This window comes from Parasphingorhabdus sp., assembly GCF_039939955.1.
Taxonomy (GTDB): domain Bacteria; phylum Pseudomonadota; class Alphaproteobacteria; order Sphingomonadales; family Sphingomonadaceae; genus Parasphingorhabdus.
Window position 1 is genome coordinate 123,438 of sequence record NZ_JBDVHS010000002.1, and the last position, 11,688, is coordinate 135,125.

The 11,688-nt window shown below is 56.7% G+C and carries 12 protein-coding genes; 7 read left to right on the top strand and 5 right to left on the bottom strand.

Annotated elements, in window-relative coordinates:
* Positions 1–154 precede the first annotated feature (154 nt).
* The 3 genes from ABJG22_RS00810 to groES form a co-directional block, all read right to left on the bottom strand.
* A complete protein-coding gene (locus ABJG22_RS00810; RefSeq protein WP_348018335.1) occupies positions 155–1,531 on the bottom strand; it encodes an L-serine ammonia-lyase in 1,377 nt (458 codons plus the stop codon).
* Between the two features lie 221 nt (positions 1,532–1,752).
* Entirely contained in the window at positions 1,753–3,408 is a 1,656-nt protein-coding gene (gene groL, locus ABJG22_RS00815; protein ID WP_348018336.1) for a chaperonin GroEL, read from the bottom strand.
* A gap of 48 nt (positions 3,409–3,456) precedes the next feature.
* A complete protein-coding gene (gene groES / locus ABJG22_RS00820; protein ID WP_348018337.1) occupies positions 3,457–3,747 on the bottom strand; it encodes a co-chaperone GroES in 291 nt (96 codons plus the stop codon).
* Positions 3,748–4,071: 324 nt separating this feature from the next.
* Here groES and ABJG22_RS00825 point away from each other — a divergent pair, with 324 nt between their 5' ends.
* The 7 genes from ABJG22_RS00825 to sppA are packed head-to-tail and all read left to right on the top strand — an operon-like array spanning position 4,072 to position 9,592.
* Positions 4,072–4,365 (top strand): DUF2282 domain-containing protein, encoded by a 294-nt coding sequence (locus ABJG22_RS00825; RefSeq protein WP_348018338.1) that lies wholly within the window; start codon positions 4,072–4,074, stop codon positions 4,363–4,365.
* A 60-nt stretch (positions 4,366–4,425) separates the two neighbouring features.
* Positions 4,426–5,298: a DUF692 domain-containing protein gene (locus ABJG22_RS00830; RefSeq protein WP_348018339.1), complete on the top strand. Its 873-nt coding sequence runs from the start codon at positions 4,426–4,428 to the stop codon at positions 5,296–5,298.
* Complete coding sequence (locus ABJG22_RS00835) at positions 5,282–6,010, top strand: putative DNA-binding domain-containing protein (protein WP_348018340.1); 729 nt, start codon at positions 5,282–5,284, stop codon at positions 6,008–6,010. Before ABJG22_RS00830 ends, ABJG22_RS00835 begins: the two co-directional genes overlap by 17 nt.
* Positions 6,011–6,017: 7 nt before the next feature.
* Positions 6,018–6,473: a DoxX family protein gene (locus ABJG22_RS00840; protein WP_348018341.1), complete on the top strand. Its 456-nt coding sequence runs from the start codon at positions 6,018–6,020 to the stop codon at positions 6,471–6,473.
* Between the two features lie 4 nt (positions 6,474–6,477).
* The gene (locus ABJG22_RS00845) at positions 6,478–7,002 is read left to right on the top strand and encodes a sigma-70 family RNA polymerase sigma factor (RefSeq protein ID WP_348018342.1); all 525 of its coding nucleotides are present in this window, start codon (positions 6,478–6,480) and stop codon (positions 7,000–7,002) included.
* Position 7,003: 1 nt separating this feature from the next.
* Positions 7,004–7,645 carry a DUF1109 domain-containing protein gene (locus ABJG22_RS00850; RefSeq protein ID WP_348018343.1) on the top strand — a complete coding sequence of 214 codons (642 nt, stop codon included), beginning with the start codon at positions 7,004–7,006 and terminating at the stop codon, positions 7,643–7,645.
* Positions 7,646–7,702: 57 nt separating this feature from the next.
* Positions 7,703–9,592 (top strand): signal peptide peptidase SppA, encoded by a 1,890-nt coding sequence (gene sppA, locus ABJG22_RS00855; RefSeq protein WP_348018344.1) that lies wholly within the window; start codon positions 7,703–7,705, stop codon positions 9,590–9,592.
* On the opposite strand, the gene ABJG22_RS00860 is transcribed toward sppA, so the two are convergent.
* Entirely contained in the window at positions 9,565–10,197 is a 633-nt protein-coding gene (locus ABJG22_RS00860) for a trimeric intracellular cation channel family protein (protein WP_348018345.1), read from the bottom strand. The two genes, sppA and ABJG22_RS00860, sit on opposite strands and share 28 nt — an antisense overlap.
* A gap of 64 nt (positions 10,198–10,261) precedes the next feature.
* Positions 10,262–11,674 (bottom strand): amidase family protein, encoded by a 1,413-nt coding sequence (locus ABJG22_RS00865; protein ID WP_348018346.1) that lies wholly within the window; start codon positions 11,672–11,674, stop codon positions 10,262–10,264.
* Between the last annotated feature and the right edge of the window lie 14 nt (positions 11,675–11,688).

Here is an 11,688-nt window from a genome sequence, read left to right on the forward strand (position 1 = left end):
CATAAGCGGCGTAGCTTAGAGAAGATCATCCTGTTCGATACTATCCTTATTGGCGGGTGGGCCTTATTGGCGGGAAGGCTGAACAGCATCCCGTCCTTGCCCAGCTTGATAGCGGAGATGACCAGCCTCTTCATCGACTGTGCTCCCGTATGGGTCAGCATTCCACCAGATTGACCGCCAGTCCGCCTTGCGATGTCTCTTTATAGCGCTCGCTCATATCGAGGCCGGTCTTGCGCATCGTCTCGATCACTTCGTCGAGACTGACCCGGTGGGTGCCATCGCCCAGGATCGATAGCCGCGCCGCCTCAATCGCCTTGACCGCGCCCACCGCATTGCGTTCGATACAGGGCACTTGCACCAATCCACCAACAGGATCGCACGTGAGGCCAAGGTTATGCTCCATACCAATTTCGGCGGCATTTTCGACTTGCGAAGGCGTCCCTCCCCAAGCGGCGGTCAAGCCCGCAGCCGCCATCGAACAGGCGACACCGACTTCACCCTGACAACCGACTTCCGCGCCGGATATCGAAGCGTTTTCCTTGAACAGGGATCCGATAGCCGCAGCGGTCAGCAGGAAGGTCTCCACGCCCGCCGCATCGGCTTTCGGTGCAAAACGTTCATAGAATCGCAGCACAGACGGGACGATGCCAGCCGCGCCATTGGTCGGTGCGGTCACCACCTTGCCACCCGCAGCATTTTCCTCGTTCACCGCCAGAGCCCAGAGATTGACCCAGTCCAAAATGGTGAGCGGATCGGACAAGGCGCGTTCCTGTCGTTCCATCAAGCGTGCGTGGATCAAGGGGGCCCGCCGCTTGACGCGCAAACCGCCGGGCAAAATCCCGCCCTGTGCGATGCCGCGGTCGATACAGGCCGACATCGCATCGGCAATGGCGCGGATATCGGTGCTGATCTGCTCGTCCGACTTCACCATGCGCTCGTTTTTGCGCATGATATCGGCGATAGAAAGGCCCTCCTTATCGGCGATTTCTAGCAAATCGGCACCCGAGCAAAAGGGATGTGGTACGTCCCACAATCCACTCTCCGGATTGTTGCTGCCGATCTGATCCTCGTCCAGAATCGCGCCGCCGCCAACCGAATAATAGACTCGTGTATCGATCAGCTCCTCGCCGGAAAAAGCATTGAGTCGCATCGCATTGCTGTGAAAATCGAGACGCTTCCTTTGATCAAAGATAACGTCTGCCGCCTCGTCAAAGGCAATCTCATGCTTGCCGTTCAGACTGATTTGCTGACCGGACCGAATATTCTCGACCATTGCATCGGCGGCATCGGGTTCGATATTATCCGGCCGCTGACCCGACAGGCCCAACAGGATCGCCCGATCCGTCGCGTGGCCCTTGCCGGTCAGCGCCAGCGATCCAAAAAGCAATGTTTCCAGCCGCGTCACATCGGCAAGCCTGCCGGTCTCGGCAACCCGTTCCACGAATAGCGCAGCCGCTAGCATCGGACCCATCGTGTGGGAACTCGATGGGCCTACGCCGATTTTGAACAGCTCAAATGTGCTGGCGACCATATGCGTTGTCCTTCACAGTTCCCAGCTCAAGCCGAGATGTATGTCTTAAACCGCAACCTATACCAAGGCGATAGGACGGAAGATAGTCGCTACACATGTAACTGGCTTGCGCTGCACGGGCCGCGAAGTTTGCAAATACCTATGGCGGCATCCACAAAAAAGGGCCGGAAGTTTCCTTCCAGCCCCTCTTGATAGGTTCAGCGTGAGCCGAGCGTTTGGGTTTAGAAGCCCATACCGCCCATGCCGCCGCCCATGCCGCCCATATCAGGCATAGCTGGAGCGCCGCCGGCACTATCGTCAGGCGTATCTGCAACCGCTGCTTCGGTGGTGATCAACAGACCTGCAACCGAGGAAGCGTCCTGCAGAGCAGCGCGCACAACTTTGGTAGGATCGATCACACCGGATTTGACGAGATCTTCGTATTTGTCGCTGAACGCGTTAAAGCCGAAGTTCTTATCTTTCTGATCCAGCAATTTGCCAGCGACAACGGCGCCGTCAAAGCCTGCATTTTCAGCAATCTGGCGAACCGGAGCCTGCAACGCTTTACGAACAATGTCGATACCACGTGTCTGGTCTTCGTTTGCGCCTTCGAGGCCTTTGAGCGAAGATGTTGCATAGATAAGCGCGGTTCCGCCGCCAGGGACAATGCCTTCTTCAACAGCAGCACGGGTTGCGTGCAGCGCATCGTCGACACGGTCTTTCTTCTCTTTCACTTCAACTTCGGTCGCGCCACCGACTTTGATCACGGCAACACCGCCAGCGAGTTTCGCCAGACGCTCTTGCAGCTTCTCTTTGTCATAGTCGGACGTCGTGTTGGCAATCTGGCCACGGATCGCTTCGACGCGCGCCTTGATGTCGCCCTTCTTGCCAGCACCGTCAACAATCGTTGTATTGTCTTTATCGATGGTAACATTCTTGGCTTCACCGAGCATGTTCAGCGTAACGCTTTCCAGCTTGATGCCGAGATCTTCGGAGATCATTTCACCCTTGGTGAGGATCGCGATATCTTCGAGCATGGCTTTACGGCGATCACCGAAACCAGGTGCTTTCACCGCTGCGATTTTCAGACCGCCGCGCAATTTGTTGACCACGAGAGTAGCCAGCGCTTCGCCTTCGATATCTTCAGCAATGATCAAAAGCGGACGTCCGGCTTGCACAACAGCTTCCAAGATTGGGAGCAATGGCTGCAAGTTGGTCAGCTTCTTCTCGTGGATCAGGATGTAAGGGTTTTCGAGGTCCGCAATCATCTTGTCCGGGTTGGTGATGAAGTAAGGAGACAGGTAACCGCGGTCAAACTGCATGCCTTCCACAACGTCGAGTTCAAAGTCGAGACCTTTGGCTTCTTCAACCGTGATAACGCCTTCTTTGCCGACTTTGTCCATTGCTTCTGCAATTTTCTCACCAACTTCTTGGTCGCCATTGGCAGAGATAATGCCAACCTGAGCAATTTCGCCGCTGCCTTTGACAGTCTTGGAGCGCTTCTGAAGGTCAGCAACAACCGAACCAACAGCCTGGTCGATGCCACGCTTCAAATCCATCGGGTTCATGCCAGCAGACACAGATTTCATGCCTTCTTTGACAATCGCCTGCGCGAGCACGGTAGCCGTGGTGGTGCCGTCGCCAGCAACATCGTTGGTTTTCGATGCAACTTCACGAAGCATCTGTGCGCCCATATTTTCGAACTTGTCTTTCAGTTCGATTTCCTTGGCAACCGAAACACCATCCTTGGTGATGCGCGGTGCGCCAAAGCTCTTGTCGAGCACAACGTTGCGGCCTTTAGGGCCGAGGGTTACTTTAACAGCATCCGCAAGCGTGTTCACGCCGACCAGAATGCGTTCGCGAGCGTCGCGACCAAATTTTACGTCTTTAGCAGCCATGATATTTTCCTCTGCTTAAATGATTGAAATGATGATTGGGGAAAGCTCTTACTTCTCGACGATGCCGAGAATGTCGCTTTCTTTCATGATGATCAGCTCTTCGCCATCAACGGTGACTTCTGTGCCGGACCATTTGCCGAACAGGATTTTGTCGCCTTTTTTGACATCAAGCGCGGTGGTTTTGCCATTGTCGTCTTTCAGGCCATTGCCCACGGCGACAACTTTACCTTCGGAAGGCTTTTCCTGTGCACTATCCGGAATGATGATACCGCCTGCGGTCTTTGCGTCCGCTTCAACGCGGCGCACCAATACACGGTCATGTAATGGACGAAATTTCATAGATTTCCCTTTCTTGCCCTATCCAAAACTCTTCCGGCCAGCTGTTGTCGCCAACCCCAAGAGCAGAATCTGTGTGAATTAGCACTCTCTCCTTTCGAGTGCTAACGGAGACCATGTAATAGCTATTCACCCGCCGTCAAGGGAAAGGGTGGAAAATATTTTGTCCCATTTTTGTTAGATTTCTAGGGTGTTGCGATTCGCTTGCCGGTCGGGCGGCATTGCGGCGGGGGCATGGTGTAACCCGAACGGCCCGGGCAACGAATGTCACCATGAGCCTGCTCTGGCGGGTTCGTATATATCCCCCATCTCGAGAGAGGAAATTTTATGTCTGCTTTGATCAAATCTACCGCGACCGCTGCTGCCCTGGCCGCCGCAGCTACCCTGTCCCTGTCCGCCACCGCTGCGCAAGCGGCTGGTGCCAAAGAAAAATGCTATGGCGTCGCGCTGGCCGGCAAGAATGATTGTGCGGCTGGCCCCGGCACCAGTTGCGCCGGCACCTCGACCATCAATTATCAGGGCAATGCCTGGAAATATGTCGCCAAAGGCGCATGCACCGACATGGGTGGCACGCTGAGCGCGCATAAGGGCAATGCGAAACCGGTTCCCAAAAAGAGCTGAACACGCTAAATTCCGTGGATGGCCGCAATTCCTGATCCTCATGTTTCGTCAGCGGTGACTATGCCGAGCTCCCTCCCTCCATCGAGTGGCATAGGGTTGAAGTCGGTGCATTATAACAATGTGCTGGATGATGCCGCAGAAGCGAAACACCCGTCGTGGGTTGAGGTTCATCCACAGAATTACTTCGGCGATGGCGGTCCCGCGCACCGCTGGCTCACCGCTATCGCCGGAGTTTACCCGCTCAGTTTTCACAGCGTCGGACTGTCGCTCGGCAGCGCTGACGGACTTAACAACGATGATCTGGAGAAAATTGCCGCGCTCTGTGATCGCTATCAGCCCGCGATGCTATCCGACCATCTGAGCTGGAGCGGCAATGCCCATGATCGTTACCCCGACCTGCTCCCGATCCCCTATACACGCGAAGCGCTTGACCATTTTGCGGCAGAGATAGGCAAGGTCCAAGACCGCCTGCAACGGCCGATCCTGATCGAAAACCCGTCCCGCTACCTCAGCTATCGCGATGACGAGATGAGCGAGACGGAGTTTATTCACGCGCTCTGCCGCCAAGCGGGATGCGGGCTCTTGTTCGACATCAACAATGTCGAGGTTACGGCGACCAACGTCAGCCTTGATATGGAGGCCTATATTGATGCGATTGATCCCGCTATTGTCGGCGAAATCCATCTAGCCGGCCACGCACGGGAAGAACATGACAGCGGGCCGCTGCTGATCGACGATCATGGATCCATTGTCAGCGACGTCACCTGGCAGCTCTATCGCCGCTTCATCGCGCGCGCAGGCCCCAAACCGACTTTGATCGAATGGGATAGCAATATCCCGGAATATGATGTGCTCATGGTCGAGGTCGCCAAGGCCGATGCCATTTTGAACAACCCTCTGATAGAGGAGCCGCTCCATGCCCTCGCTCGCTGAAGGCCAGTCGCGCTTTATCACCTGCCTGCAAAAAGGGCCGGAGCATTTCCCCGCTGATCTATTTGCCGAAGACAAAGCCCGCGCACTGCTCGGCCTGAAAGCGCATGCCAATACAATCTCCCATGCCCGACTGGTCGCATTGGAAGATAGCTATCCCCGACTGCACGCCCATATGGGCCATGAAAAATTTCACGCGCTTTCACGGGAATATGTCGAGCAGAATCATATATTGACCTGTGACATCAACCATATCTCCGCCGGTTTCGTCGGCTTTCTGACCGAGAGCGGATATGGCGATAGCGAGATTGATCTCGCCCGGATCGAATGGGCCTGGCTGGAAAGCTATCGCAGCGCCGAAGCCACGCCCATCGCCTTGACCGATATTGCCAGTCTGGCCGAGACCGACTTGCTGGCATTCCCGATTGCCATCCATCCAGCGGTGCGCCTGATAGCCCTGTCCGGACCCCTGTCGCCCGAACTGGTGGAGCTTGCCGATATGGATCCGCAAGCCCTGATGATTGCTCGCCCGGAAGCGCAGGTGCTGTTCCATCCGCAAACCACCGTAGAACAGGCCATTGCAGAAAAAATCAGCGAGAGCACTACCATGGGTAACCTTTTGGAACATGCGCTCGAATTGAGTGATGAAGCCACGGCGATGCAGCATATTATCAAGCTGATCCAAGCCGGGGCGTTGATGCGGATCGAGGGATGAAGAGACAATGGCCATGATAAGAAAACTGATCAACATGATGAGCGGCGCGGTACCGGAGGGCATCGCGCTATTGGTAACCCGCATAGCCCTTGCGGGCATATTCTGGCGATCGGCCCGCACCAAGGTCGAAGAGGGTAGTTTCCTGACGATCAAGGACACGACATTTTTCCAATTTTCCGATGCGCCCTTTAACCAGGTGCCGGTGCTGAACGGCGATTTAGGCGCCTATGTCACCACCTATATGGAGCATTTCCTGCCGATATTGCTGATATTGGGGCTGGCCACGCGATTTGGTGCTCTTGGCCTTTTGGGCATGACTCTGGTGATCCAGATCTTTGTGTTTCCGGAAATGATAATCTGGTGGCAGACCCATATCCTTTGGGCGGCGATGGCGCTGATCCTGATCGTGCGTGGCGGCGGGATATTCTCGCTAGACCGGTTGATCGGACATAAATTGGGCTGATCCAATGATCGCCAATGAAGAAACTTTTCGTCACTTGATGATCAAGGCGCAAGGCGGCGACAAGCTTTGCTATGCCAGCCTGCTTGTCGAATGCGAGAAATGGTTGCGCCGCTATTATGCCCGCAAGATCAATCCCGCCGCCATTGATGATCTGGTGCAGGAAACCCTGATCTCGCTCCATCGCAAACGGGCAAGCTATGATCCGGCGAGAGCGTTTCTACCGTGGCTTGCTGCCATCGGCCGCTACCGCTGGATCGACAGTCTCCGCAAAATATACAAGCATGAGCATGATGCGCTTTATGAAGAAATGGTGGCCGATCCCCAGGATGAAGGCGTGACCGCCAAGGTCAGCCTTGAACGGCTGCTTGGCATGATCCCGCCAAAACAGGCCGAGGTGATTGACCTCGTCAAAATACAGGGCCTGAGCATCATCGAGACTTCGGCAAAAACCGGCCAGTCGGAATCGTTGGTCAAAGTGAATATCCATCGGGGACTGAAAAAAATGAGCGCCCTTATCGAGAGTGAATGACATGAGTGGAGTTGCAAATAATCTGATCGACGATCTGGTCGAAGAACTGGAACCGGTCCGGGCATTGAAGCCAAAAACCGGCCTAGCTATCGCCGGTGGCTTGACCGTGATCGCCGCCATCGCGGTGATGATGATATTGGGCGTGCGCAATGATCTGATGATCGGCATGGCCGACGAGATGTTTTTCCTGCGGTCCGGCGTGCTGTTGATGCTCGGCACCGCCACCGCGATTACGGTGGTCAACATGGCTCGGCCCGGTGTCGGAAAATTGAACCGCGGCTGGATATGGGCTTTGATTACAGCCGCGCTATTCCCGGCAACGGCGGCAATCATGAGCGCAATCAACATGCCGCCAGTCGAAGCCTTGCGCCCGATGGAAGGCCTGAAATGCCTGACCATCAGCGGGATTGCCGCCTTGACCATTGGCAGCGGCCTGACCTTGTGGCTACGCCAAGGTGCGCCGACATCGCCGGAACGCGCAGGCTGGCTGGTCGGTATCGCATCGGGCGCATTGGGCGCGATGGCCTATAATATCCACTGCCCGTTTAACGATATCTATTATGTCGGACTTTGGTTCACCATTCCGGTTATCGTCAGCGCTCTGGTTGGCCGACTGGCCGTACCCCGTCTAATCCGCTGGTAATATCCCCACTTGATCCCATATAGGATGAGTCAATCCAGTTAAGACAGGGATATGAATATGCAATTTGCACGGGCGGCTTGGAGATTTCTGGTTGCGATAAAGGACGGCTTGGTCCTGATCGCCATAATGCTGTTTTTCGGCCTGCTCTATACATTCCTGTCATCACAGCCCAATGCAGGCGCGATCCGCGACGGCGCATTGCTGCTCGACCTGAACGGGGTGATCGTCGAAGAACCAGCAGCGCCAACCTTTGAAGATTTTCTAGCCGGCAACAGCGCCGGCAGCCCGCGCGAATATCGTTTACGCGATGTGGTGCGCGCCATTGATGCAACCGTCGAAGATGACCGCGTCAAAGCCATCGTCCTTGACCTCAGCAGCTTTGCCGGTGGCGGACAGACCAGTCTCACCGACGTCGGGGAAGCGCTCGACCGTGCCAAAGAATCTGGCAAGCCCATCTACGCCTTCTCCAGCTTCTATAGCGACGACAGCTACCAGCTGGCCGCCCATGCGACCGAAATCTGGATGGACCCGATGGGCGGAATTATCTTTGCCGGGCCCGGCGGCAATCGGCTCTATTATAAGGGCCTGATCGACCAGCTGGGCGTGACCGCAAATATCTACCGCGTCGGCACCTATAAAAGCGCGGTCGAACCCTATATGCGCGCCGACCAATCACCCGCAGCACGCGAAGCCGCTTCAGCGCTTTACGGGGTCTTGTGGGACAGCTGGCTTGCCGAGGTTAAAAAGGCCCGGCCACAAGCCATAACCAAACCATTTGCCGATGACCCTGCGGCCTATATCACCGCGGCGGGCGGCGATTATGCATCGGTAGCAACGGAACAGAATCTGATCGACAAGCTCGGCGACAAGACCGCCTTTGACCGCTTTGTAGCGGAGCAGGTTGGGGTCGACAGCATGACCACACCGGACAGCTTCCAAAGCATCAACTATGATGATTTCATCCTTGCCTATCCGGGTGAAACAGAAGGCTCCCCCATTGGTGTCATCACCGTTGCGGGCGAAATCATTAGCGGTAATGCTGGCCCCGGCATGGCCGCCAGCGGCCGGATAGCGGAACTAATCTATGCGGCCCTGGAAGAAGACCAGATCAAGGCTTTGGTGGTCCGGGTGGATTCCCCCGGTGGTTCTGCCTTCGCCAGCGAAGAAATTCGCCTAGCACTGCTCGAAGCAAAGAAGAAACAGCTGCCCATCGTCATTTCCATGGGTGATGTCGCGGCAAGCGGCGGATATTGGGTGGCCACTGCGGGCGATCATATCTTCGCCGAGCCCGACACGATCACCGGCTCGATTGGCGTGTTCGCGGTACTGCCCAGCTTTGAAAAAGCACTGGCCAAATGGGGTGTCACCGCGGACGGCGTTCAGACCACTCCAGTGTCTGGTGAGCCCGATTTCGTGGGCGGCTTTGGCGATGATGTGAATGCGATTTTGCAGGCTGGAGTCGAACACAGCTATAGCGACTTTATCAAACTGGTGTCCGACGCTCGCGGCAAGACGCCGGAAGAAGTCGACACCATCGGACAAGGACGCGTCTGGGATGGCGGTACCGCCCGGCAATTGGGTCTCGTCGACGGCTTTGGTGGCATGACCGAAGCGCTAGCCGAAGCAGCGAAACGCGCGGGTCTGGAAGCGGGCGACTATCACGCGCAATATCTCGATCCACAAGACGGGTTTCCGGCCCTCCCCTTTGCGGGCATTCCCTTTGTTCAACAGGAAAGCACGCCGGTCACGGGTGTCATTGGCTGGGTCGCCCGGCGGCAAAAGGCTGTTGTCGGTGAAGCGATGGCAACCGCACAGGGCCTGCTTGTACGCGAAGATGTTCAGGCCCTATGCCTAGAATGCGGTACCGGAGTGCAGCGGAACACGGACGCATCATCCGCCTTAACCGATCATCTGCAAAGCTATTTCTTCTCGTCCGCACCCCGGTAAGACGGGAGCGAAAGGCCTTTTATGATGGCCAGCGCGCGCAAGGAAAATCCGGCGGCGAACGCGATCAGTGCCGCGATAAACGCCGACATGCCGGTCTGCGCGAGCAGAACGAAGATGAATGCGGAAAGCGCGCCGGCGGTCACATAAAGTTCCGGACGCACGATGATCGACGGTTCTCCTGAAAGCAGATCGCGGATCACCCCGCCCACACAAGCGGTGATGATCCCCATGATCGCAGCGGGAACCGGATCAATGCCCAGTTGCAGCGCCTTGGCTGCGCCAAATACCGAATAGGCCGCCAGACCGATGGCGTCGAACCAGTCGACCGCCGCCGGACGCCAGAATTTGGCCGGAGTGACCCAGACCAGCAAGGCAATCGTCAGGCACAAGATCGGGACGCGGGCATCCTGCACCCAGAAGACCGGCGCATCGATCAGCAGGTCACGCACCGTGCCGCCGCCAACCCCCGTGACCAGCGCGAAAAAAGCAAAGGTCACCAATGTCTGACCATTGCGGGCCGCGACCAAAGCACCGGAAATCGCGAAGACCGCAATCCCGAACAGATCGAGCCAGCTCAACAGACTATATAGAAATACAGTGTTCAAGCTGCCGGTCTCCGCATGATATCAGATGGCTTGATTGCCACAGCCAGATTGTCCCCCACCATGTCTAGATGAGTGCCGATATCTGTCGGGCACCATCTATCGCTTTAAAATCTTCATATCGGTCGGTGATCAGCTGCAAACCGATCGGCAGACCGTCCACGGACGCCACCGGTAGAACAGCAGCGGGCAGACCAGGGAACGTCACCAATCCCGCCCAAGCCAATTGCTCTGAAAAACGTCGCTCCACGCCGTCGGTAGCATAGGTCCGTTCCTTCATCGGGCGCGGGTCATGAGGAAATGCCACAGTGCTGGCGACGGGAGCCAGCACATAGTCAAATTCCTCAAACAACGCCTGCCATTGCCGCTGGTTGCGCGCCTGTGCATCCTCTAGGTCAAACCATTCGCGCACCGTGACATGAGATCCATCGGGCTTGGGGGCGCCAGCGGATACGGCGATGTTCAGCATCCGCATATAGTCGCGGTGCTGCTTTTCCAGATCAGGAAGCAAATCGGTGGAGCGTGTCACCGCGGCGCCTGCATCTTCGATCACCGCGACCAGTTCCTCCATATGCTGGTGGATGGCTTGCTCGACCGCCGCCGACGGATGATCCTTGAGAAGCAATATGCGCGCTTCGGGCAGCGGTTTTCGATCCTTGGGCAACGGTCGATCAACCGTGACGTCGAGCAATATCTCCAGATCATCGGCGCTGCGCGCCAATGGTCCGACCACCGACAGAACACCCTCTGCGCCTTCCTCGATGCCGGGCGGGAAATGCCCGTCTTTGCTGACAATCCCATATGTCGGTTTCAGGCCCCATGTGCCACAATAATGCGCAGGCACGCGGATAGATCCGCCAATATCGCTGCCATATTCAATCGGCACCATACCGCTGGCAACGGCGGCCGCGGCACCGCCGGAAGAACCGCCGGGCGACCGGTCCAGATCATGGGGGTTATTCGTCCGGCCATAGACGGGGTTATCGGCAAACCAGTCGGTCAGCATCGGCGGGATATTGGTCTTGCCCAGAATCACCGCGCCCGCCGCCTTCAATCGCTTGACCACCGCAGCATCTTCGTCAGCAATATTTCCTGCCGCCGCCGCGACGCCCCAGCAGGTTTGCAATCCAGCTATATTGAAGCTCTCCTTCACCGTCATCGGTACACCTAGCAAGGGAGCGCTGTCGCCCTTGGCCAGCCGTGCGTCGGCATCACGCGCCTGCTGCCGCGCCCGATCAAAGTCACGCACGACGATGGCGTTGATGCTCTCATCGCATTTTTCAATACGGGCAATGGCCGCTTCCGTGGCTTCGACGGAAGATGTTTTTCCGGACTTAATCCGGGACGCAAGCTCGGTTGCGGTTGGCTCGTTGGTGAGCGAAGGAATCGGCATGATCTTTCCCCTGCTCCAGGCCAAGACCCGGAGCCCTGCGATCAGTAGCGCTGCACCGCCCAGCGCTCCGCATCCCGTGCGGAGCACAACGACCCTTCTGA